This is a genomic window from Brevundimonas sp. (genome assembly GCF_047617075.1).
Taxonomy (GTDB): domain Bacteria; phylum Pseudomonadota; class Alphaproteobacteria; order Caulobacterales; family Caulobacteraceae; genus Brevundimonas.
On sequence record NZ_JBLGCI010000004.1, the window covers coordinates 224,935 to 248,301 of the forward strand.

22 protein-coding genes are annotated in these 23,367 nt (G+C 63.9%); 11 read left to right on the forward strand and 11 right to left on the reverse strand.

The features are described 5' to 3' along the window. Nucleotides 1-140: 140 nt before the first annotated feature. The 3 genes from ACI8U3_RS06180 to ACI8U3_RS06190 form a co-directional block, all read right to left on the reverse strand. Nucleotides 141-272 (reverse strand): hypothetical protein, encoded by a 132-nt coding sequence (locus ACI8U3_RS06180; protein WP_415013984.1) that lies wholly within the window; start codon nt 270-272, stop codon nt 141-143. Nucleotides 273-282: 10 nt separating this feature from the next. Continuing rightward, nucleotides 283-411, reverse strand: a complete 129-nt coding sequence (locus ACI8U3_RS06185) for a hypothetical protein (RefSeq protein WP_415013985.1) — start codon at nt 409-411, stop codon at nt 283-285. An 87-nt stretch (nt 412-498) separates the two neighbouring features. Continuing rightward, the gene (locus ACI8U3_RS06190) at nt 499-1,116 is read right to left on the reverse strand and encodes a GntR family transcriptional regulator (protein ID WP_415013986.1); all 618 of its coding nucleotides are present in this window, start codon (nt 1,114-1,116) and stop codon (nt 499-501) included. A 369-nt stretch (nt 1,117-1,485) separates the two neighbouring features. On the opposite strand from ACI8U3_RS06190, the gene ACI8U3_RS06195 reads away from it, so the two are divergent. Beyond that, entirely contained in the window at nt 1,486-1,773 is a 288-nt protein-coding gene (locus ACI8U3_RS06195) for a hypothetical protein (RefSeq protein WP_415013987.1), read from the forward strand. Here ACI8U3_RS06195 and ACI8U3_RS06200 read toward each other — a convergent pair. The 7 genes from ACI8U3_RS06200 to ACI8U3_RS06230 form a co-directional block, all read right to left on the reverse strand. Next, nucleotides 1,744-2,226, reverse strand: coding sequence for a nuclear transport factor 2 family protein (locus ACI8U3_RS06200; protein WP_415013988.1), 483 nt, complete (start codon nt 2,224-2,226; stop codon nt 1,744-1,746). The genes ACI8U3_RS06195 and ACI8U3_RS06200 overlap by 30 nt on opposite strands. A 102-nt stretch (nt 2,227-2,328) precedes the next feature. Continuing rightward, nucleotides 2,329-3,729, reverse strand: a complete 1,401-nt coding sequence (locus ACI8U3_RS06205; protein ID WP_415013989.1) for a heavy metal sensor histidine kinase — start codon at nt 3,727-3,729, stop codon at nt 2,329-2,331. Next, nucleotides 3,729-4,412, reverse strand: coding sequence for a heavy metal response regulator transcription factor (locus ACI8U3_RS06210; RefSeq protein WP_415013990.1), 684 nt, complete (start codon nt 4,410-4,412; stop codon nt 3,729-3,731). Before ACI8U3_RS06210 ends, ACI8U3_RS06205 begins: the two co-directional genes overlap by 1 nt. Then, a complete protein-coding gene (locus ACI8U3_RS06215; protein WP_415013991.1) occupies nt 4,409-5,884 on the reverse strand; it encodes an efflux transporter outer membrane subunit in 1,476 nt (491 codons plus the stop codon). The genes ACI8U3_RS06210 and ACI8U3_RS06215 overlap by 4 nt, the downstream gene beginning before the upstream one ends. Then, nucleotides 5,881-9,045 (reverse strand): efflux RND transporter permease subunit, encoded by a 3,165-nt coding sequence (locus ACI8U3_RS06220; protein WP_415013992.1) that lies wholly within the window; start codon nt 9,043-9,045, stop codon nt 5,881-5,883. Before ACI8U3_RS06220 ends, ACI8U3_RS06215 begins: the two co-directional genes overlap by 4 nt. Further along, a complete protein-coding gene (locus tag ACI8U3_RS06225; protein WP_415013993.1) occupies nt 9,042-10,175 on the reverse strand; it encodes an efflux RND transporter periplasmic adaptor subunit in 1,134 nt (377 codons plus the stop codon). The genes ACI8U3_RS06220 and ACI8U3_RS06225 overlap by 4 nt, the downstream gene beginning before the upstream one ends. Before the next feature lie 439 nt (nt 10,176-10,614). Beyond that, a complete protein-coding gene (locus tag ACI8U3_RS06230) occupies nt 10,615-11,241 on the reverse strand; it encodes a thermonuclease family protein (protein ID WP_415013994.1) in 627 nt (208 codons plus the stop codon). A gap of 223 nt (nt 11,242-11,464) precedes the next feature. On the opposite strand from ACI8U3_RS06230, the gene ACI8U3_RS06235 reads away from it, so the two are divergent. Continuing rightward, entirely contained in the window at nt 11,465-12,088 is a 624-nt protein-coding gene (locus ACI8U3_RS06235) for a methyltransferase family protein (protein WP_415013995.1), read from the forward strand. A 20-nt stretch (nt 12,089-12,108) separates the two neighbouring features. Here the strand turns inward: ACI8U3_RS06235 and ACI8U3_RS06240 are convergent, their stop codons facing one another. Then, a complete protein-coding gene (locus ACI8U3_RS06240) occupies nt 12,109-13,269 on the reverse strand; it encodes an alpha/beta hydrolase (protein ID WP_415013996.1) in 1,161 nt (386 codons plus the stop codon). 138 nt (nt 13,270-13,407) lie between these two features. On the opposite strand from ACI8U3_RS06240, the gene ACI8U3_RS06245 reads away from it, so the two are divergent. The 9 genes from ACI8U3_RS06245 (at nt 13,408) to ACI8U3_RS06285 (ending at nt 23,362) form a co-directional block, all read left to right on the forward strand. Continuing rightward, on the forward strand, nt 13,408-13,755 hold the full coding sequence (locus tag ACI8U3_RS06245) for a hypothetical protein (protein ID WP_415013997.1): 348 nt from the start codon (nt 13,408-13,410) through the stop codon (nt 13,753-13,755). 233 nt (nt 13,756-13,988) lie between these two features. Next, nucleotides 13,989-14,555: a hypothetical protein gene (locus tag ACI8U3_RS06250; RefSeq protein WP_415013998.1), complete on the forward strand. Its 567-nt coding sequence runs from the start codon at nt 13,989-13,991 to the stop codon at nt 14,553-14,555. Next, nucleotides 14,555-15,952 carry a radical SAM protein gene (locus ACI8U3_RS06255; protein WP_415013999.1) on the forward strand — a complete coding sequence of 466 codons (1,398 nt, stop codon included), beginning with the start codon at nt 14,555-14,557 and terminating at the stop codon, nt 15,950-15,952. Before ACI8U3_RS06250 ends, ACI8U3_RS06255 begins: the two co-directional genes overlap by 1 nt. An 8-nt stretch (nt 15,953-15,960) precedes the next feature. Next, on the forward strand, nt 15,961-17,022 hold the full coding sequence (locus ACI8U3_RS06260; protein WP_415014000.1) for a radical SAM protein: 1,062 nt from the start codon (nt 15,961-15,963) through the stop codon (nt 17,020-17,022). A 40-nt stretch (nt 17,023-17,062) separates the two neighbouring features. Next, nucleotides 17,063-18,235 (forward strand): HlyD family secretion protein, encoded by a 1,173-nt coding sequence (locus ACI8U3_RS06265; protein WP_415014001.1) that lies wholly within the window; start codon nt 17,063-17,065, stop codon nt 18,233-18,235. Next, nucleotides 18,232-20,271 (forward strand): peptidase domain-containing ABC transporter, encoded by a 2,040-nt coding sequence (locus ACI8U3_RS06270; RefSeq protein ID WP_415014002.1) that lies wholly within the window; start codon nt 18,232-18,234, stop codon nt 20,269-20,271. Before ACI8U3_RS06265 ends, ACI8U3_RS06270 begins: the two co-directional genes overlap by 4 nt. Nucleotides 20,272-20,476: 205 nt before the next feature. Next, nucleotides 20,477-21,220 (forward strand): hypothetical protein, encoded by a 744-nt coding sequence (locus ACI8U3_RS06275; protein ID WP_415014003.1) that lies wholly within the window; start codon nt 20,477-20,479, stop codon nt 21,218-21,220. A 20-nt stretch (nt 21,221-21,240) separates the two neighbouring features. Next, nucleotides 21,241-22,290 (forward strand): radical SAM protein, encoded by a 1,050-nt coding sequence (locus ACI8U3_RS06280; RefSeq protein WP_415014004.1) that lies wholly within the window; start codon nt 21,241-21,243, stop codon nt 22,288-22,290. 1 nt (nt 22,291) lies between these two features. Then, nucleotides 22,292-23,362, forward strand: a complete 1,071-nt coding sequence (locus tag ACI8U3_RS06285) for a methyltransferase (protein WP_415014005.1) — start codon at nt 22,292-22,294, stop codon at nt 23,360-23,362. The last annotated feature ends 5 nt before the right edge of the window (nt 23,363-23,367 follow it).

Sequence of the window (23,367 nt, forward strand, 5' to 3'; positions counted from 1 at the left end):
CAGAAATAGGCGTCCGCAGACAGGTCCAGAAGAACCAGGTCGCGCCTTACAACGGCGCACCGGACATCGGGTCGGAGACAGCAGGTCATCGGGAGAAAAGAGCGTTCGGACGCCGGACCGGAGGCCCGGCGTCCGGCCGGTCAGCGGGACCAGCCCGGGACACGCCAGAGACTGGTGGGGATCAGCTCCGGCGCGCCCTGCTCCATATCGGCGCGAGTGCGCCGCCGGGCCGCGCCCAGACCGATGAGACGGGGGGTGGGAAGGATGGTCATGTTGCCCTCCTCAGGCCGTCTCAAGGGTGCGGAAACGGTGCACCGGAATTTCTTCCAGCACGCCGGAATCCTGGTCGGCGCGGGTGCGCCTGCGGGCTTGCCCGAGGTGGACCAGGGCTTTCGGAAGGGACTGGATCATCGTCTGCTCCTTGGGGTTATGCGCCCGCTCGGTGCGGGCCCGGATCAGCAGGCGGCCGGACCGGCGTATACTCAAACAATATTCGGGCTATATCTTCTCCCGGCCAGCGCGCTGCATATGCACGGCGACGGCTTCGGCCAGCGCGCAGCGCTGCCGGTGGTGAGCTTCGAACAGTTCAAGAAAGTCAGCGTGCCTTCCCTCGCGCGCCGCGGAAATGAGATCAGCAGGGCCTGGCGTCCAATGCGGGCTCAAGGCGGATTCCGCGCGGCGCACCGGGATCAGACGATCCGCCAGCTGGCCATGCGCCCGGCCGAGCGCAGAGTTGCCGGAGCAGGCGATCAATGCCGTGAAGAGGTCTTCGAACGCCGCACGGCCCACTCCTCCGGCGGCCTTTTGAAGGCCCGTCAGGCGCGGGTCATGAAGGCGCAGCGCCGCATGCAGGTAGGCCCAGTCCAGATCCCACAAGTCGATAACGTCGGCCGCAGTAAGGGATGGAAAGAAGTATCCGCGGCCACGCCGCCTTTCGAAAAGACCCTCGCCCGCAAGGCAGGCCAGCGCCTCACGCACAGGCGTGTGGCTGTAACCGATCTCCTCGGCGAGGTCCTTGACCACCAAAGGTTCGCCCCAGCCAAACCGGCCTGCGGCGGCCAGTTCGCGCAGAGCCCGCAGGGCGTCTCCGTAAGGATCCCGGAGAGCATGCTCCATGCCGAATCCTCCCGCGCGCCGGCGCGGGTCTCGCGCCGACGCTACGCAGCCTCGCCCCGGCGAACGCCGGTCTCAAGCCAGGGCCGCCCATAATCCTTCGGCATACTGTTTATTCCGCAAAACCATTGCGGCTGCCCCGCAAGATCATTGCGGATGCCTAAAGTCGTTCTGGACAGCTCCGGTCTGTCGCGCTCTGGTTGAAACATGGGTTCCATCAAGTTCTTCGATTCCGCCCACGGGCGCCTTCTGTCGGCGGCGCTGAAAGCCGTCCGGCGGCGGCGAAGGCGGACCGCGCCGGAAGCCGCGGCCGCACTGGGAATGCCGCTTCGTTCCTATGAGCATTTCGAAGCCGGGGCCGGCCGTCTGGATATGGCCAAGGTTCAGCGTTTCGCCGGGGCGCTTGAAGCGGACCCGTTCGCCATATTGACGGCTGTCCAGATCGGCTGCCCCGAGTTCGCCGCCCGCTGCGCCGACAACAAGGTTATGCTCGCGCTCATGATCCGGTTGGAGGAGTTCAACAGAGACGCCGGCGAGGCGGTGGCGGACCTCGATCCAGCCCTGGTCCTGGCGGAGTTCGGGGATGCCTTCCAGCGCCTCGAGCAAGAACTGCGGCGCCGGGCGCGGCTCTCAGACCCGGCCGTGCCCTATTTTCCCTGAGGCGGATCCCGAGCGGGCGGTCCGCAGACGCGCCGCAGCCAGCAGCTCCCGGTCTCCTTCCTCATGGCCCATTTCAAAACACAGCCGCTGAATGCGCCAGCCTGCACCCCGGGCAAGGCTGATGTGATAGGCGCCGGAGACACGCCACATCCGCTCGCCGAGGAAGTATCGGATATCGGCGGAGCAGGTCGTTTCGGCCCGGTCACCACCCACAGCCGCCCGCACCGGCCCGAGGTCATGACGTACACCGTCCAGCCCACCGATGACCCCACGCCAGTTCTCAACGAGATCATCAGCGTTCAGGCGAAGAGGCGGCGTCTTCCATAAAGCGCCGGCGTCAACTTCCACCACCGGGTCCAGGCATCGCCGGACAGCTTGGAAATCGCCCATATCCAGCGCAGCCCAGAGACCACGCACAGTGGCGGCGGCGCGCGCTTCGGCCACGACTCTCATTGCCCGCCTCCGTCGGACTCCACCATGGGGCGCCCCGCAGCAGAGCCGGGGGCGGTCAGGACCAGTCTGCCCGACCAAGCTTACCCCTGGCTGACGGCTGGATTACGCCTGCACACCCGCGGGCGCCGAAAACGATGTCGTCCCGGCCCGCCGCGGGAGGACCAGGCTGGCCTCCACTACGCCCGAACCGTTGGCCACCTGAGCTTTCCCCCCATGCATGCGCGCCACCGCAGCGACGATCGCGAGGCCCAAACCGTGACTGCGGCCATCGGAGGCGCGGGAAGCGTCACCGCAGAAAAATCGCTCAAAGAGACGCGGCAGATGTTCTTCAGGAATGGGCCCGCCGGGGTTGATGACGGTGATGATCGCTGCGTCCCCCCGGTCCACGATCAGGAGGCGCACACGCCCGGACCGGCCGTGCCGCACGGCATTGTCCAGCAGATTGGTCAGAGCCCTGCCGAGCAGCGTCCGGTCAACCCTGGCCACAGCATCGCCTTCCACCACCGCTTCAAGACCAGCTTCATCCAGCAACACCTCCATGAACTCAGCCGCCCGCCGGCACTCCGCCGCGAGGCTTACCTCGGCAAACCCTGCAACAGCCTCCCCCGCTTCCGCGCGGGCCACCAGCAGCATATCGTTGATCATGAGGCGAAGCCGCTCCAGATCCTCCAGGTTCGACTGGAGCGTCATTCTGAGCGCATCCGCGTCCCGCGCACCCGCCAAGCTGATCTCCGTTTCGCCGATGAGATTGGTCAGAGGCGTGCGCAGCTCATGCGCAACATCGGCGTTGAAATCGGAGAGCTGGCGATGGGAGTCCTCAAGACGCTGAAGGGCGTCATTGAATGCAAGCACCAGGCCGGCCAGTTCTGAGGGCAGATTCTGCGCAGGAAGCCGGAGCGAAGGATCTTCCCCCCGCAGCCTCCGGGCGTGATCGGACAGGCGGTCCACCGGCTGCATTCCGCGCCGAGCGATGAACCACCCCAGCCCCGACACGATCAGCATCTGGGCGAAAGATGTGGCGATGATGACGATGGCTAGGGTGGCCGCCGCGGCATCGCGGCGAGCCTGATTTCCGGCGACCACCAGCTTCACCGCCGGGCGCTCGCCCTTGGCCGGAATCATGCCGGCAAGCGTCAGATACCGGCTCGATCCGGCAGTCGCAGACTGAAAGCCGAGAGGGGCGGCCGCCAGGACCGCCCGGGGCGAGCCTGCGGCGGCGAACCCGTAGGCAGGATCCGGCGAAACCACAAAGAAGCGCACTGACTCATCCGCCGGGCTGAACTGCTCCAGCATTTCCCGGCGTTTGGCCCAGTCCTGGAGTCCGTCGTCAGTGGCGATCTGCCGCTCAACGATAGAAAAGCGGTCCTGGATTTCGTCACGGGCGCGGCGCTCAAGTTCGGTGTTGAGCAGAATGTAGACAACGCACCCCACCACTGCCGAAGTGACGGCCGCGGCCGCCCCGAACATTGAAGCAAGACGCAGAGCTATGGAACCGCGCCGCATCACTCTGACTCGCCGGGGCGATGCTCGATCACGTAACCCATACCCCTCACCGTGTGGATGAGTTTTGCTTCCCCCGGAGCTTCCAGCTTCGCTCTCAGCCGGCGTATGGCCACCTCAACGACATTGGTCCCCGTGTCGAAGTTGATGTCCCAAACCCGTTCGGCGATGACCGTCTTGGAGACGATCTGCGATGGCCGGCGGGCGAGCTCCTCCAGCAGGGCGAACTCTTTCGCCGTAAGCCGAAGGGGCCGGGCCCCGCGTGTGGCGCGCCGTCCCAGAAGATCGATCTTCAGGTCCGCGATAGTCAGAACGGGCTGAACCTGTGCCGCCGCCCGGCGGGAAATGTTATCCAGGCGCGCGACCAGCTCAAGAAATGAGAAGGGCTTGACCAGATAGTCGTCCGCACCGCCGGTGAGTCCTCGCAGGCGGTCATCCAGCTGGTCCCGTGCTGTCAGCATGAGCACCGGCGTCTGATGGCTTCGCCGCAGTTCGGCCAGAACTGCGAAGCCGTCAAGACCGGGAAGCATCACATCCAGAACAATGGCGTCGTAGAGCCCGGTCTGGGCCTGGTGAAGACCGGCCCGACCATCCCGCGCCACATCCGCAACCCACCCGCGCTCCGAGAGTCCCCGGCGTAAATAATCACCGATCTTCGCCTCATCTTCGATGATGAGAACCTTCATGGGTCGCAGTCTCCGCGGCCGATGGCGGAGCCGGGTCCGGAGCCATCATGGTCCCTGCACGGCCAGCCGTCCAAACCGCTCCCCATGCCCGCATCGGATTGGGACGCCGTCAGCGGCCAGCCCCCGGCGAGGGCCTGGTGGAGCGCAGCGTGGGCCTGCCCATGACGCATACGGCTCAGGACAGCCTCGCTCTGCGCAGAAAGCAAAGTACGCTCGGCATCCAGAACGTCCAGCCCATCCGCCTCCCCCGCCCTGTACCGGGCTCTGGCCGCCAGGACCGCCCGGCCGGCCGCCTCAGCCGCCCGTGTACGGTGATCGGTCTCGGCGGCCGCACCGCCGGCGAGGACCAAAGCCGTCTCGATGTCTTCCACCGCCAGCAGCACCGCCTGCTCCCACACAGCGAGCGCCTCGCGAGCCTCGGCGTCCGCGTGCGAGACTGCCGCGCCGGTGCGACCGAAGTCCAGAACCCATGCGGCTGCAAGGGCGCCCTGGCGCAGAGAACCGCCGCCCTCGCTCCATCCGATCAGACTGCCGAGACTGATTTGAGGGAAATAGCTGGCGCGGGCGGAGCCTGAGCGCGCCCAGGCGGCGGCAAGCCGCCGCTCGGCGGCCGCCACGTCGGGTCTTCTCAGAAGAACTTCCGCCGGAGTGTCCAAGCGCGGGGCGGGAAAGTTCACTGGAAGCGGACCGGGCTCCTCCAGCAGAGAGCCCGCCTGCGAGGGGAGCAGGCCCGCCAGAACCGCGACGCGGTGAATAAGCGCCGCCACTTCTCCTTCGAGCGCCGGGGTGAGAGCGCGGGTCGTTTCAAGCTGTCCGAGCGCACGGTCCACATCCAGACCGGCGGCGGCACCGGCATCGGCCCTGCGCCGGAACATCTCGAGAGTCTCGCCCTGGCTCCGGGCGGTCTCTCGGGCGATACGCAACTGCTCCTGCCGCCCCCGCAGCTCAAAATAGGCGTGGGTCAGATCACCGGCCAGAGCGACCCGCACCGCCTCCACGTCGGCCGCACTCGCCTGCCAGCCGGCGTTGCTCGCGTCGATCTGGCGCCGGATCCGGCCAAACAAGTCAGCTTCCCACGCAGCCTCGAGATCAACGCGCCATGGTGCAGAAGCGTCCTCGGCCAGGACGCTGCCCGTTGCCTGCTGAAGCGCTGCGCGAGTCGAGATCTGTGGCCGCAGCTCCGCCCGGGACGCCTGCAGCAAAGCCCGGGCCTGATCGAGCCGCGCCATAGCGGTGGCGACGTCTCTGTTGTTCTCAAGTGCAGTCTCGATCAAACCGCTTAACGTCCGGTCCCCATAGGCTTCCCAGAACGGATGGGCGGGCGGCCAGCCCCGTTCCTCACCCTCCCCTGCGCGCAGAAAAGGCTCAGCCGGCAGCTCAGGAGTCCGGTACGCAGGCAGACCTGCGCAGGCGGCTGCCGCCCCGGCGGCCGCGAGCGCCGCCAGCCGGGAGATGAGGGGCTTCCGGATCATTGCACGCCCTCTTTCAGCCCAGGCAGCCAGCGGCTGACACGCGCACGAACGTCGCTCACCTCAACGAGCAGCGCGGGCAGGAACGTGACGGATACCACGGTCGAAATCGCGATCCCCGCCAGCATGACCACGCCCAGTCCCCGGTAAAGCTCCGTACCTGCCCCCGGCAGAACAACCAGGGGCGCCATGCCTATGATCGTCGAAAAGGTCGACATAAGGATGGGACGAAGCCTGAGCCTCACGGCTTCGTTCGCCGCCTCAACGGCCGGCACGCCCTCCTCCACCGCGCGGCAGGTTTCCATCACAATGAGGATCGGGTTGTTGATGACCGACCCGAGAAGCACGAGAAATCCCAGGAAGGTGATCATGTCCAGCGGCTGATCGATCCGCCCCAGGCCAAGGTTTTCCAGCGCCGCTCCGGCGCCGTTGAGAAGCGCGAGCCCAAGCATCCCGCCCGCCACCCCCACAGGCACGGTGATGAGGATGTAGAACGGTCGCCACCAGTGCCGGAACGTCGCCACCAGGAGGAAATAGCAGAGCGCGACCGCCAGTCCGAAGTTGGCCAGCAGAGAGGTCCGGGTGGCATCCAGCTGGTCCGCGGCGCCGGAAATGGTGATGGAGACGCCTTGCGGGATTTCTCCCTCATCGTTCATCTGGTCCAGCAGGTCGCGGCGCACCTGCTGAACACCCGTCTCCAGCGGTATGGACCGCGGAGGCACGATGCTCAGGGTCACGGTCCGGCGGCCGTCCAGCCTGCGAATGGTGTCGGAGTCGATGGTCTCGCGAACTTCGGCGAGGCTGCTGAGCGGGACGACCCCGCCTTGCGGTGTAACGATCGGCTGACCGGCGATTCCGCCGGCAGGATCTGCGCCGTCGCGCCGGTTGAAAAGAGATATATCGACCCGGCGATCATCCAGGATCATCTCGTCAGCGAAAGCACCGTCGCCCAGGGCGGCGACAGCATATCCCAGGCGCGATGCGTCGAGCCCCACCTCCGCCAGCCGATCATGGGCAGGTCTGATCTCTATGAGGGGCTGGTCCAGCGTCAGCGCTCCGGGATCTGTGCTTAGCTGGGCGCCCTCGAAGAGCTGCTGCGCCCTTTCATAGGCACGATCTGCCACCTGAAAGATTTCCGCCAGGTCCGCCCCTGAGATGTTCAGGTTGATACTGCGGGTTCCCCCCTCTTCCGAGGATATGATTGTGCCGCGCTGCGAGTACGCGCGCATGCCGGGCCAGCTGCGCAGGCGGTTTTCCAGGGTGTTCCTCAGCTCCTCCACGTCTCCCGGCCGGCGCGGATCGGCGATCACGGAGATCCCGTCCGGACGCACAAACAGGGTGTAGAAATTGAGCGCGGGGAACCGGCTTTCATGCCGGCCGGACTCTGAAGCAGCAGGAGTCACGGCTGGCTGCAGGTCCGCGATCAACTCCTGTGCAATGTCCCGCATCTCCGCGAGATTGTAGCCGGGCGGCGCAACCATGTCGGCGAACACCCGCGCCTCCTCTCCTTCCGGAAGATACTCGGCCGGCGGCGTAAGAAGAAGCAGAACGCCGATGGCGCCCACGCCGGCGCCGGCCAGAACCCCTACGCGCCGCTTGGGCGTCGCTGTGAACCAAGCCAGACGCCGGGACAGCCCTTCGAAATAATCGGGGCGATCGTCGGACACCGCCCTCCCCCCTCCGCCCAGGCGTGCAGCCATGGCGGGCACCACCGTCACCGCCACCACCAGCGAGGCGACGATGCAGGCGGCGATGGCGATGGCGATGTCCGAGAACAACTGCCCGGCTTCTTCCTGAATAAGCAGGATGGGGATGAATACGATGACGGACGTCAGGGTGCAGGCCAGGACAGCGGGCCAGACACGCCGAACGCCCTCGGCCGCTGCTTCCAGCGGCTTCAGCCCGCGGCGGCGCGCCTGATCGATGCTTTCTATCACCACCACGGCGTTATCGACCGCCATTCCCATGGCGAAGGCCACGCCCGCCAGCGAAATGACGTTGAGTGTCCGGCCGGCCAGCAACAGACCCACAAAGGCGGCAATGGTGCAGATCGGCATGGAAATGACGCCGATCAGGGTCGTACGGGCCGAACGCAGAAACAGGTACATGATGGCGGTCGCCAGCAGGGCGCCGACGACAAGACTGCGCCAAACGCTGACGATGGAGGCTTCTACATAGCGGGCGTCCTCGCTGACGAGCGCCATCCGCAGCCCCTCCGGGGCCAGAACCTCTTCGTTGATCGCCGCCACCTCGGGAAGGATGGCGTATTTGGTGTCGATGACATTGGCCCCCGGCTCGCGCCGCACCGCCACAATCAGGATGGCGTCACCGTTCAGGAAGGTGATCTCGCGCTGCTCATGATGAGCCAGCCGGATATCCGCAACGTCCGAAAGCCGCGTGATTGCGCCTTCCTCTGCGGTCAGAATGAGCGCTCCCAGGCTGCTCACGTCCTCGAAGCGCGAGACGGTGCGCACGAGCACCCGCCTCTTGCCCCGGTCCACGTCTCCGGCCGAGACGTCGAGGTTACGCTCTCGCAGCGCCTGCCTGACGTCGGTCAGATCCAGGCCGCGCTGCGCGAGGCGGTCAGGATCCACCTCAATTTGCACCTGCCGCTCGGCTCCCCCGTTCACCTCCACCAGAGATACGCCGGGAACCCGCTCGAGCCGCGGGCGCACCTCGTTCTCTACGAAGGTGGTGATCATCGCCAGATCGAGGTCCTCCCCGCGCCCGGACTCCGGCCCAAGACGCAGATAGAGGAACGGGGCGCTGGAGGCTGATTCCGTCGTCAGCGCGGGTGCATCGACATTCTCGGGATACCCCGGCACCTGGCTCAGTGCGTTGTTGGTCCGGATCAGGGCTTCGTTGATATCCACGCCGAAAGGAAACTCCAGCCTGATGGACGCCTGGCCCGAGCTGGCCGTCCCCACCATTCGGCTGAGACCGGGCAGGCTGCGCAGATACTGTTCCTGCTCAATCAGGATTTCCTGCTCGACATCCTGGGGCGTCGCCCCGGGCCAGCGCGTCTCCACGCTTATGACGCGCGTTTCGACGTCCGGAATCATCTGCACCGGAACGCGCGCCGCCGCGGCAATGCCGAGAATGCAGAACACCAGCACAGCAACGGCGACGAGGTTGCTGTGGCGCAGGAGGCTGTCAAAGCTCATGGGCGGTCCGCCACCAGAATCGACTGGCCGTCCTCAAGGCCCTCATTGCCCCTCACCACCACCATGTCCCCCAGCCGAAGTCCTGAGGTGATCAAAGCGTCTGTCCCGCCCTCGCGGCCGACACGCACACGTCTGCGGCGGGCGACTAAGCCGCCGTTCTGGACCTCCGCGACGAATACCTCACGGCCTCCATCCGGCCGAATGAGCAGCGCATCGCGGGCCACCGAAACCGCCGTTTCCGGCGGCGGGATCAGTAAGGTGGCGCGTGCGAACGACCCGGGAATGAGCCGCCCTTGGGGATCGTCCACGACAAGCCGCAGGAGGAAGGTCCGGTCCTGAGCGTCGGCCACCGGAACACGCGCCTGAACCCGAGCCGGCAGAACGGCGGAGCCCAGAGCGTCCGCGGTGACTTCGACAGCTGCGCCAGGACCGAAGTCCTCAAAGCGCTCCTGCGGAACCCTCAGGTCAAGACGGACCCGGTCCGTGGATACCAGCTCCAGTACAGCCGAGCCGGTCTGGGCCCAGGACCCGGCCTCTGTGATCTTGCGCGAGATCACCCCTGAAAATGGAGCCGGAAGCCTGTGCCGCTGCAAACGTTCGGCTTGCTCCCTGACGTCCGCTTCGGCCGCCTCAACTCCGGCGTTCGCGAGCGCAGCCTCCGCCTGGCGGGCCTCGATCTGAGAAGGCGCTATTCCACCCTCGGCGCCCAGCGTTACGGCAAGGGCGAGCAGACGGCCGGCCTCCCTGGACGACGCCCGTGCTCGGGCGAGCTCGGCCCGGGCGCGCGCGAGAGACTCCTGCGCCAGAGCGGGGTCCAGATCCAGGAGGATCTGGCCGCGGCGCACCTGTTGTCCGGCGTCGACGTGAACCGCCTGCACGAGCCCGTCGGCGCGCGACGACAGAAGTGCGCTGCGCTCCGCAGTCACTGTTCCGCTCAGGACGTAGCGTTCGCCCACCTCGGGCTGTTCCACCTGAGCGGTCTCGACGCGTGCGGACCCCGCTGCCTCATGGACTGGCGGAGCGGAGCAGGCGGCCAGGAGCAGCGTAAGGACCGGCGGAAGGAGCGGACGCAGGGCGCGGCCGCTGTGCGAACTGACGGAAAGCGCCGTGGGACGATGAAAAAAGCTCATGGCTCCCGAATACGGCCGGGCCCCATCGTTCCGCTGACGCCAGCCTTACAATTTTGTCAGGGATCGCCCGGCGTCCGGCGTGCCCGCCCCCTACCGGATGCAGAGATTGACCATTTTTGCCAGGCTGGCGGCTTCCTCCCCCTTAATGCGAGGCTGTCCATTGCCCTTCTGCCCGGCTCTGCCCCCCGCTGCCGCCCGGCCCCTCCTGCACCGGGCCGGACCGGCGGCCCCTCCCCCGCTGCCTTCCGGTCATTTTTCTCTCGTCCTCATCAGAGCGGAAGAGCCGGACGCCGGCGGCCTTGCGCGCCGCCATGCGGCCGCCGGGCGGACCGTCCTGTTGACCTACCTCACCTACAAGGCCGCCCTGGAGGACCTGATCGCCGACATCTGGGACGCCGGCGGCGACATCCGCGCCTTTCCCGCGCCACAGCAGAGTAGCCTACTCCGCGATCTGGCCCCTGGGCGCCCGCCAGCCGGCTGAGCGGGCTTCCTCTTCACTGCAGAACCACCTCTCGCCGGCGCTCTCGTCGATACGGGCGCCGGCCCAGGAGCGCATCCCGGGCGAATGATAGATGCGTTCCCCGTCCCGGTTGATATTGCCTTTGATCCGGCAGCCGCTCGCCGGCGCGCTCTCGTCGTTCGAGGCCTCCCGCCGGAGTTCACGCCACTCCCAAGGCGGCGTGAACTCCCCGGCCCAAATACCCCTTCGCGCCTGGCGCGCCTCCGACTGCTCCGCCGCGAACGCGCCCCCGCTGAACCGGTGGTAATCCATGGCGTGTCCCCTGCGGACCAGCTCGGCTCCGAGATCCGGTATCGTGCTCGTGAGATGATCCACGGAGATCTGGGCCGTGCAGCGCGCCACCGTACGGCCGTACCTGTCGGGCCGCCCCTGCGGAGCGCAATAAACTGTGCTGAGGCTCAGCCAGCCCTCGAGCGCCGCCGCCGCGTCCTGACCGCAGGGGTAGAGCCCGCCGGCCCGCCGGCAGGGTTGCCCGGCCTCGGGAGCATCGATGCCCCACAGCCGGATGGTCTCGCCCGCTATTTCAATCGTGTCGCCGTCGATCACGGTTGCCCGTCCCGTGATCTGATCCGCCTCTGCGCCCGCACAGCACGCGGCTGAGAACGCGACGACCAGAAGCCCCACCCTTGCATGCATCATGGGCCGGATTGGAGCACCCGGGTTCGAAAGCCACAAGCCTGCCAGACATCAGCCCCCGGTTCGCGAAATGGCGAACCGATCGCCCTCTCCTGGGTCAGCTGACCCTTCTCCAAGAGACATCCAATCCATCTTGTCAGAGTTGATCCTTCCGGACCTTCAGACGGTCCAGCGCCGGCGCAAACGCGTCCTTGGCTTCGTTTCAGTCGTCATGCTGTTCGCCGTGCTGACCATCGGGTCTGCCTGGCCCCAGTCATCATGGCCCCGGGTGGCGGTCGAAAGCATCGGCCTCCTCCTCATCCTGGCCGCCATTGTCGGCCGTGCCTGGTGCTCGCTCTACATTGGGGGCCGCAAGAAGAGCGAGCTGGTCCAGGAGGGCCCCTACTCCCTGTGCCGAAATCCTCTTTACGTCTTCAGCGTCATGGGGGTCTTCGGAGCGCTCTCCCAAACGGGAAGCATCAGCCTGGCCGCAGCGTTCACGGCGGTCACCGCCGCGGTCTTTATTCCCGTCGTTCGGCAGGAGGAAGCATACCTCTCGGCGGCCTTTCCCGGCGACTATGATGACTACGCGCGCCGGACGCCCCGCTTTTTGCCGGCCCCCGCACTTTGGCGAACAAGTTCGGAACTGACCGTCAGGCCGAAATTCTTGGTACGGACGCTTCTGGACGGACTTCCGTTCCTCGCTGCATGGCCCGCTTTTGAACTGCTCTCCGCTCTTCACGACGGGCCGCTGAAGCCGCTCCTCAGGCTTCCCTAGGCGCTGGCGCCGCTTCCGGGTCAACGTGTCCTTGAGTCGGCTCCGTCCACTCCACCGGCGGCCGCTTGGGTACATGCAGCCGCAGCCTGATCCGCGATCTCATCGGCGATGGCTTCGTCCATCGGACCAAAAAGATGATCTTCACCCAACGTGTGGCCCCGCTCAGGATGGATGATGAACCGCCCGGTCTCCAGGCCTGCCGTTTCAGCCGCGCGCTGCTGGCGCTCGGCCCGGGTTTGAGAATCGAGTGCGCCATAATGGAGGATCATTGGGGTGTTCCAGTCGGTGAAAGCCTCCGCAACGGGATCCGCATCCACAAACCAGGTCTTCCACCAGGATGACGCAAAAACCGGAGTGTCTGCGCTGGGATAAGGCGCCTCGTCAGTGCGGCTGAGCGCGTCTTCACGCGACTGGGCGAAGATTGCTCTCTGGTTGGAACTGAGCGTTTCCAGTTCCTCTTCGCTCCAGGCGCCGTCGGGCTGAAGCAGCAGGTCGAGCCGACCGAAAACCGCCGAGGGTGTCGATTGCCAGTTGTCGCGAACTTCCGCGTTGGTGGTTATGCCGTTCCCATCCGCGTCCATCATTCGCAGGGAATAGGCGTCCCTCTCCGTCGATTGCCACAACAGCACGTCGACCTTGCTCTCAAGCAAAGCTCCGATGCCGATGATCAGATCCGGTTCCGGCTGATTTTTGCGGGCGGCGACACCGGCCAGGTGAACAGAGCCTTCGGAATGCACCAACATAACGATGCAACCTGCTGCGAGACCTGAGTCCGACCTGGTCCAATCGTAAACGGCTTCCAGATCCCGGCTGAAGTTTTCGGCTGTAAAACCGGGGACCGCAGCCGGATCGAAAGGACCAGGCATGGACGAATGGCTGACGCCCCTACGATCATACCGCACGGCGGCAAGGCCTCGCCGGGTGAACCGGCGGGCGAGATCGGCAAATATAGCATCTCGATCAGTGCCGCTTCGGCCGAAGCGCACATCGCGATCAAAAGCGCCGGTGCCCGCAACAAGAACAACAGCTCCGCTTGGCCGGGATGTCGGCAGATCGGCCTGGCCGTTAATGACATGGCCGTCATCCGAAGGAACTGCGAAGGGGCGATCCTGCGGGTCTGCTGCCGATGCAGCCAGCACAGCAAGTAGAACTGGTATCAACATGTTCAGCTCCTCAGACAAGTTATTGGGCCGAGGAGATAGTCATTGGCTGTAGGCACCCGTCCCAGATTTGGCGGCGAGAATGTGGAATCTCCGGCATCCCCTGACCAGCATCGGCGTGCTTTGTCTGTTGCGCAGCCTTCCGCGTCGTGATCGACTTTGGTTGTGATCATCGTCGGCCTCCTTGTTTCTTCGCTTTATGTTGCGCTGCTCGCAGCGATTTCCTTGTGCGCCAACAAGCGTCTGAGAAATCATGATCGCCTGCCGATGCAGTGGGGCGCAAACGGGCGCCCGACCTGGTCGGCCCCGAGGCAGGTCGCCTTGAGCTTTACCCCTGGGTTGTGCGCCGCCACAACATTGCCTCTCGCTGCACTTTTCGGGGTCATCGCCCCTCCTGACGAAGCCGTTGCGGTGCTGGTGCCGCTTTGGCTGGGGTCTGCATGGTTGGCCGGCCATCTGCTGCATCTTTGGCTGATCCGAAGGTGGATTGACCGCAGCGGAGCCTGACTGACCCATCAGACCTGCATTCCGGACCAGGCCCTATCCTGCCGGAAACCGAGGGGAAATACACCCCTAGCTAGCCAGAAACCGCTCTTCTGCAACTTTTTATAGACACAGGATTTGTTACTCACTACAACTCAGGGTAAGCCGCCCCGTTTTATCCAGGCGAGCCTCACGCGGCTTGAAGCGACGAAGATTTAGGTGACAAACCGATTTTCCGTGGAAGGGACCTGAGCACCATGCACACACCTGCAGTAGAAAACTCCGTAGACAATCTCGTTGGCACCCTGCGGTCTGACGAAGGATTCCGGCGCCATTTTCTGGCCTCTCCAGCCGCCGCCCTGCGGCAAAGAGGCTACGACCCCAAGGCGATTGAACTGCCTGACTCTGCCGACATGGAAGCGCTTGAAGCGCGGCTGCGACTTCTCGCTCCTGCCGAAGGGGAAGGAGACGTCTGGGACGGGCTGAAGGAACTTCTGGCGGATCCGGGAGACACGCCGGATTTCCCGCCGATGATCCTCGGGCCTGGAGGTCCGAGCACGGCTGTCACTATCGCGATCGCCATCTATGGAGTCGCTATCGCCGTCGGGCCGGGTAACCCAGTCACCGCGGTCGTTACGGGGGGGCCGGGACCCGGCGATGACGAGCAGCAGGGCGTCAACGCGGCCGCTGACCTGAAAACCCTCCGCGCACTTTCCAAATCGCAGAAAGAGGGCCTGACTTTCAGCGTCCATGGGCCTGACGGGTTATCCGCGGATAATCTCTCCCGCGATGTGTTGGAGTCCTTCCTTTCGCGGCTGAACTGATGAGCGCCGCCCCAAGGGCGGCCGCGGTGTTCGACGGGGACATCTCCCGCGTCGTCCGGCAGTGGCGCGCCGGCGCGCCGCCGGCATTCGTTGTCTGGGAAATCACGCTCAGGTGCGATCTGGCCTGCCGTCACTGCGGGTCGCGGGCCGGGCCGCAGCGAACTGACGAGCTTTCCACAACGGAAGCGCTGGATGTCGTTCGTCAGCTGGCGGAACTCGGCGTCAAAGAAGTGACCCTGATCGGCGGCGAAGCATACCTGAGGGATGACTGGGTCGATATTGCCGCAGAGGTCGTCAAGCGCGGCATGACCTGCTCGATGGTGACTGGTGGACGCGGGCTGGACGCCTGGCGGCTCGCAGAAGCAGCAGCAGCAGGCGTGAGCCAGATCGGCGTCTCAATCGACGGCATAGGCCTGACCCACGACAAGCTACGCGGCGCCCCAGGCAGTTTTGAGGCGGCAGTCGACTGCGCTCGCCGGATCGCCGGCACCCCCGGCATCGGTCTTGGCGTGAACACTCAGATCAACCGGCTCTCTGCGCCGGAACTCCCCGCTCTGGCCGACCTACTGATCGACATAGGCGTCAACGCCTGGCAGGTGCAGCTCACAGTGCCGCTCGGCCGTGCGGCGGACAGGCCTGAGCTCATCCTGCAGCCCTATGATCTGCTGGAGGTGATGCCGATCCTGAACTGGATCAAAACGCGTAAACTGAAAGGCACAACAGTCAATTTGGTGCCCGGAAACAACGTTGGATACTTCGGACCCTATGAACGCGACCTTCGGATTGGCGGCGAAGTGGGCCACATCTGGAAGGGCTGCATGGCGGGGCAGGCCAGCCTGGGCATCGAAGCTGATGGGAAGATCAAGGGCTGCCCTTCCCTGCCAAGCGGCGCCTATACCGGCGGGAACGTGCGCGAAGAGTCCATTGAGACGATCTGGCGGTCAAAATCGCAGGTGACCGGGCTCGGCCGGCGCACCCGCGAAGACCTCTGGGGATTCTGTCATACCTGCGTGCATGCAGATACCTGCCTGGGAGGCTGCACGTGGACCTCCCACGCCCTTTTTGGACGGCCTGGCAATAATCCATATTGCCATCACCGGGCTCTTGATCTGCACGCCAGAGGAAAGCGCGAACGGCTCGACCTGGTGGCTGCGGCGCCTGGACTGCCTTTCGACCATGGCCGCTTCTCCCTGACAGTGGAAGATGATGACGATCAGGATGCCGAGGCCGGAAAGCTTCGGCTCGGCGCACTTCTCAGCGCGATCCTGCCCCCTGACGAGCTGGGCCGCCCGTCAGGACGCCATTCTCCCTCGACCCTGAACAAGCTGATCGCGAAGCGAAAGCCTTCGCTTTCCACGCCCGCGATCTCCCCAGCCGGTGATGGAGCCGCGAACTGATGCCAAACGTGAACGAACTGGGGATCATGTATTCCCACACCTGCAACATCGAGTGCCGCCACTGCGGGATCAACTCCGGACCCAAGAACCGTGACCGTATGTCTCTGGAGCTTGCGGAACGGATCATCGACGAGGCCGCGCTGATAACCCCGGCTATTCGAACCATTGTCTTCACGGGCGGTGAGGCGCTCGTTCATCCTGAGGACATCGAAACCTTGGTGGAGCGCGCGGCCGATCTCGATTTCGAGACGCGTATCGTGACAAACGGCTTTTGGGGAAAGCACCCGGAAAAAGGCCGGCGTCTGCTGAGCCGTCTTCGCTTCGCCGGGCTGACGTCGCTGAACTTCAGCGCCGACAAGTACCACCTGGAGTTTCAGCCGGCCTCAACCCTTCGGAGCGCGATCACTATAGCCCGCGACATGGGTTATCCGATTACGGTCAGCTTCACGCATAATGGACCGGAAGACATCTGCGACGTCTTCGCCGAGCTTTACGGCATGGATCGTGAGGAACTCGTGCGCTACGACCCGGACAGCACGACCATGCTGGAAGAATTCCACGCCCAAAGCGCGTCCAAGATCCTCGTCTCCGGCGGACGTCTTGTGGGCATGGGCCGAGCGGCCGAATATCCCGAGGAGCACTACCTCACTTCCCTGAACACCTTCAGCTATGGCGCCTGCCAGGAAGTCGGCCAGCGGCCAGTGATCTATCCGGACGGAACCCTTCAGGCATGCTGCTGTGCTGGAGGAAAGCTCTCTACCTTCGCGGCCGGCAATGTTCACCGCGAGCCGCTCGCCGAGATCTGCGCCCGCCTCCCCAAGCGTACGCACTTTCGCTTCATCAACACGTTCGGCCCCCGACGGCTCTATGAAGTCATGGCTGAGGCCAGGGGATTGGATGTTACGGCGCCACACCCTTCTCTCTGTGATCTCTGCGTTAAGGCGACAACCGGCTCTGCACCAGCCACGGTGGACGCCATTCTTGAGGACTGGGCTGCTGCACAGCTTCTTTCCGGGAAGGTGAAGTCTGGCGAGGCCGCGGGAAACCCGCCCGGGGCGCTTCGAGGCTGACAGTGAATGTCGTGCGCCGTCACGTAAGCGGGACTTTCTGATGAAGCGTCCCGGATTCCTGCGCATTCCAGAGACCCCGCTGCTTCAACGGGTGGTTATTGCCGCAGCCATAGCTCTTGCCCTGACGCTGGTCTTGGTCCGGTACGAGAAGCGTGAGACGGCAGCAGGTCATGCTGTGCCGCCGGCAGGCGTAGTCACACTCGCTGCCCCCAGAGGTGGTGTGATCCAAAGCCTGGCTGTTGCCCCCGGCGAAGCCGTCTCCGCTGGTTCTGAGGTTGCCCTTCTCTCCGTGTCAGAAGCGGTGAGTCAGGGCAGTGCGGCTGGGCTGCGGCTGGCCTTCATCGACGAAGAAGAAGCGGCGGCAGCTCAGGACACCGAAGCCAGGCTGCGGGAGATCGATGCACGAACCCGGCAGCTGCACATGGCGGCCGAGAGTCTTCGCACAGAGCGGACAATGCTGCTGGAACAGCGCCGGATGTCTGAACAGCGGCTGGCCATCGCAGAAGACGCCCTGGCCGACGCAGAACCGGTTGCTGAGCGCGGGTTCATCTCTCGCCGGGAGATGGACAGCAGACGCCTGGCGGCCCTGGCCGGCCGCCAGGAGATCGGGACGCTTGATGTGCGGCTGGAGGCGTTGAACCGCGAGATGGCCGAGGTGGAGGAATCGGTCCGTCTCGCCGTGCTCGAGCGGGAACGGCTTGGTCTCGACAATACGCGCACAGCGGCGGCACTCGGCGCGCGACGGGTGCAGGAGCAGGCGGCGGACCAGATACTGGTGACCAGCACGATCTCAGGCACGGTGGCGGTGCTGTTCAGGGATGCGGGGTCTTCGGTATCTCAGGGCGACCTCATCGCCTCTGTCCTGCCTTCGGGTGAAGCCCTGGAAGTTCGCCTTTACGCATCAGGTGCCGCGGTGGCCCGTCTCAAAAACGGCGATGCCGTACGACTCAAGTTCGACGCATATCCGTTTCGCCAGTACGGCGCCGGGTCCGGGCGCGTATCCAGCATTTCGTCAACCACGCTCCCGCCGCAGGAGCTCGCCCGGTTGGGTCTGTCGCCCAGCCCGGCTCTTTACCTGGTAACGGTCGGCGATGTCACGGCGCCGGCGCGCAGCGAAGGTCAGCTCCTATCGGGAATGGGAGTTACGGCGGAATTTGTGACCCATCGCCGTCGGCTGATTCATTGGTTCTGGACACGGACCCTCGGGCGATGAGCAGCATCACATCCCGGTCGATCCTGCCGCCGGTCGCCCTTGTCTGCCTGCTCGAGGCGGCCCGGAGGATAGGTCTGGACGACAAAAACGCCGCAGCACTACGTACATTGTGGTCGCAGGCAGGAGGCGTAAGGCTGGAGGACCTGCCCGATCTGTGCCGTTCGGCCGGGATTGCTGCACGCCTTCCACCCGCATCCGGCCTCCAGGCGGATGTCTACTCCTACCCGATGATCCGGCTCGATGGAGATACCGGGCTGCTCCTGCTGGAGGATCCGAGTTCGGGCGGCCATCCTGCCTGGGATCCATCCACAGGCGCAGTGACGAGAGTTCATCTCGCCCCATCCGACAGCGTTCGGCTTATAGAGATTTCCCGGGGCGTTCGATTTGCAGCTTCCGAGCGCCGCTTCGGTTTCGCCGATATAGCTCGCGCGATCGACCGCTTCTGGCCCAACACATTCAATGTTCTTGTGTTGTCCGCCCTGCTCCAGATATGCGCATTCTTGGGACCACTGTTCGTTCAGTTCGTCGTGGATGACGTTATCCCCACTTTCGACACGCATCTTCTCGCAGTGCTGCTTGCCGGGTTCGTTTTGATCTCGGTCCTTCAGCATCTGACTGATGCGCTGCGCACAGCGACTGTCGTGCAGTTCGGGTCCGCTGCGGTTTACCAGCTGATGGGAGGGATGATCTCTCACCTCCTGCGCCTGCCTTCGGGCTATTTTGAGAACCGCGCTCCAGGCGACGTGTTAATGCGCGTTTCCGCCATGGTGAGTCTTCAGGACTTCATTTCCCGCGGCGTGGTGACGGCTGCGGTGGATGGGGTCATGGCCTTGTTCGCAGCGGCCATCCTATTCGCCTACTCCTGGAAACTGACGGCCATCGTTGTGACCGGCGTGGTCGTGCATTCCGTCGTGACCGCCCTCGTTCAACCGCATTCGCGCAGGCTCGTCGAGCGTCAGATGGAGCTGTCAGGCGCCGAACAGAGTCATCTGATTGAGACGCTTGGCGCAATCAGCTCGGTGAAGAGCGCCGGCGCCGAGAGCGTGCGCGAAGACGGCTGGCTGACCATTCAGCGCCGCGTGACGCGCGTCGGCATTTCGCAGGTCCGGCTTCAGCTCCTTTCGGGGCTCTCTCAAAAGCTGACAAGCTCGCTGCAGCATCTGCTGGTGCTCTATTTTGGTGCGCTGGCGGTCATGGACTCCACCCTCACCCTGGGAATGCTTTTCGCCTTTCTTGCCTTCAGGACCCTGTTCACAGACCGCGTCACTTCACTGATCAACCAAGTGGCCGCTTATCGCCTGATGGACGCCAACTTTGCGCGGGTGTCTGACATCGTTGATCGGCCTGAGGAAACCCCCAGGACATGGAAGCAGGTCGCACCTGGACCGGCAGGTCTGGAAATCGAAAACGTCGCATATTCCTACGGACAGACGCAGGTTCTGGCCGGCGTCACCCTGACCGTTTCCCCCGGCGAGATTGTCGGACTGACGGGGGCTTCCGGGAGCGGAAAGACCACCCTGGTCAAACTTATCCTCGGCCTGCTGGAGCCGCAGGAAGGCCGGATTACGGCAGGAGGCGTCTTAATACGTCCGGACACGGTCCGTCAGGGTCGTGCGGCGATGGCTTCGGTGCTGCAGGACGAACGCCTGTTTGAGGGCAGCATCCTTGAGAACGTCTCGTTCTTCCGGCGCGATCCCGATCGCGAGGAAGCGCAGAGAGCTCTTCGCACCGCATGCCTGTGGGCTGATGTCGAGCAGTTGCCGGACGGAATGGATCAGGCACTGGGGCCGGGCGGATCCGGGCTGTCGGGCGGGCAACGCCAGAGGCTGACGATCGCCAGAGCGCTATACACAGGTCACCGGATTCTCATTCTGGATGAAGCGACCTCCAGCCTCGACGCCGGCACAGCAAGGGCCGTTCTCCAAAATCTTCGGTCCCAGGGCGCTTCCGCGCTGGTTATTACTCACCAGAGCGGCATGTCCGAACTGATGGACAAAACTTACGTACTTAACGGGGGACGCGTAACCATGACATAGGCGTCGACCGCTCCAGCTCCAATAGTCGCCAGGTCGAACCAGTACTGCATAGAAGTACTGGACGGCATTTCTTTGCCTATATTATCGCCACCAACTGAAGCGCTAGGCGCTATATTCGGCCATACAATTTCGACGGGCATTTTTTATTGCCAATATTATTCTTGCGTGCATTATCGGCACCTCACAGACATTGCGGAGGCCGGTCATGGACAGCGTAATCGGATACTTGAGCGAGGACGCCGTTGGGCGCCTCAGAGACCTCAAGGCAATTTGCGACAACGATGCGGACCTGACAGCGTCCTTGCTGACACAGCCGCGCGAGACGCTGACGGCTCAGGACCTGGACGTACTGTTCGGCCTGTCGCCAAGCGAACAGACGATGCTTTCCGACGTTCTGGAAAGCATAAGCGTTCACCAGAGAGCTGACATCCTGCGTGCTCTTCTGGACTTTGACGCCTGCGGGACAATACGCCGAGCCAACGATACTGACACCCAAGCCGTCATACCCGTCAACGTTTTGCTCGTGGTAAACGCCGCCGTCGCCGTGAACGTCGGGGGCTTCGTCAACGTGGCTATGGTGACCAATGCCGGAACCGCTGTGAACGCAGGCGTGGCCGTGAATGCGATCGAGTACACCAACGTGCACACGTCCGTTAACGGGGATCAGCAGCAGGTCTCAGGGACGCTTTCTTCCGAAAAGATTGTCATCACAGACGAGTTCGTCAACTCGGAGTTGAATAGCCGGTTTGTCGATCTGGGACTGACAAAGCATCGTCAGATCGCGCTATTCGGAAGCATTATCGGCGATCGTAAAGAAGACATTGCGCGAATATTGGACGGCGAGCCAATCGATTACGAATTTCACTATCGCAACGGGCATTACCGCATGACCGTGAGCCTCGGTGACGACGAAAGCATCCTGGTCACCGGCGGCGCCGTCCTAAACTGATCGAAGGCCGGAGGCGCCAGATGTACGTGCCGAGAACACTCACTATCCTGACAACCGACCGATGCACCGCCGAGTGTGACCACTGCAGCGTTTTCAGCGACAAAAAGAGAACCGACCGGCTGACAGCAGCTCAAATGATCGACTCGATCGGACAAGCCAGCGAGCTGGGCGGGTTGCAGACGGTCGTATTCGCCGGCGGCGAGCCCACCCTCCTGAAAGAAGATCTTCTGGAGGCGATAGCTTACGCCTACAGCCTCGGCATCAACACGCGCCTCATCACCAATGCATCTTGGGCCGTGTCCGATCAGAAGGCGCGGAAGAAACTTCTCGACCTGCGCCAGGCGGGACTGGTGGAGATAAACTTCTCCCTGGACAAGTATCATTCCCCATACATTCCGGTCGGACACGTCCTAAACGCATGGCGCGCTGCCAAAGGCATAGGATTTCGATCCGTCGTGCTGGCCACCCACCATTCGAACGAGAACCCTTACACGGAAGATGTCGTTTTCGAGATGATCGGCGAGCAGATTCCCGTGATCAATATAGGCGATCCGGACAGCATTGTAGAAGAACTCCGAGCAGATGACGGGACTTTTTACTGCCTATCTTACGGGCCTCTGCAGAAACTGGGGCGGGCAGCGCAAAAGATCCCCGACGAGGTGTTTGGCTGGTACCATCTGGATCAACTTGAGATGGGCTGCCAATATTACGCAGTCAGCCCAGCACTATCACCACGAAATTCCCTCCTGTCTTGCTGTGGCGTCGAGGCCAATCGAAATCCCCTGCTCGATTTTGGCGTAGTTGAGGAAGATGGCAGTGTCGAGAAAATGCTCAGGGAGCGCAGCGAAGACCTGTTCTCCAGCGCCTTTTCAGTAATCGGTCCGGTCGGCATGGCGCGCGTCTTGCGGGATAACGACGAGAATTCCGGCATCCATGAACGCTACACTTCTGTCTGTCAGGTGTGCGAGCATATCACTACGGACCCGGTGATCCGGGACAAGCTGAGCCGCCTTACGCCGCAGATCGCCCAGGCATGCGTGAAACGGCACCTCCTGCGCCGGGCAAGCTGAGATGTTGCACACGCTGCGCGCAGCCGTGGATCGATGCGGCTATCTGGATCTTATCTCGGCATTCACCACCGACCCCGATCCCGGCAAGATGAGAGATTTCATCGACACCGAGGTCGGGCCGGACCTGGCGGATGCGGTGAGGCTCTTTCACCTGGCCGATCCTGTCTCGAGCGAAGCTGCGGACCGCCTGACCGGCGGGCTCTGCAGTCAGCTTACGCAGGCGGGCCTGTTTCAGCTCAACGACGGCCAGGTCAGAACAAAGAACCTGAAGCTGAGATTTGTGGACGGCCTCGTGTTCTTCACGGGCGCCCCGTCGGCGCGATTTCCGCTGTATTTCGGAGACGACTCCCTGGGCCTGCTTCGACGGCAGCGCATCCGCCAGGGTGAGCGCGGCCTCGATCTGTGCACCGGCACCGGCGTGCAAGCCCTTAAGCTGGCCTTGGCAGGAGGAGTGGTCACGGGCGTGGACATCAACCCGTTCGCCATTCAGGTCGCGCGGCTCAACGCTGAGTTCAACGGCGTCTCGGCCAAAGTCGAATTCCGGCGGGGGGACCTCTGGGCAGGCCTGAAGGACGGAGAGCGTTTCGACTGGATCTGCGCCAATCCTCCCATGGTTCCGGCGCTTCCCGGCGGGCTTTACCCGCTTGTCGGGGATGGAGGCGATGACGGCCTGGAGATCACCTGGCGGTTTCTGGCAGGCCTCCCAGGAGCTCTCGCCGAAAATGGTCAGGCCATCACGCTGGGCGTCGCCTGGAGCGACGGCGTCCTTCCCCAATGCCTGGATCGAATGCGCATCGTAGCAGATGAACAGGACCTCAACATCCGGATGACGATTACCCGCACTCTGGACGCTCGCCCAGGATCCGGCTGGTATGAGGCCCTGAAACAGACCTATCTGGGAGCCACAGCCATGGATGAAGCCCAGGTGACCCAGGCGCTCGGGGAGCAGCTGGACCGCAATCAAGCTACGCACTCGGTGATGTACTTTTTGAACGTCACTCGCGCGTCACGAGGGTCGCTGACGCTGGCAGACCTTTCACCATTTCGCTCTCAACGACTCTGGGACATCTGACGATC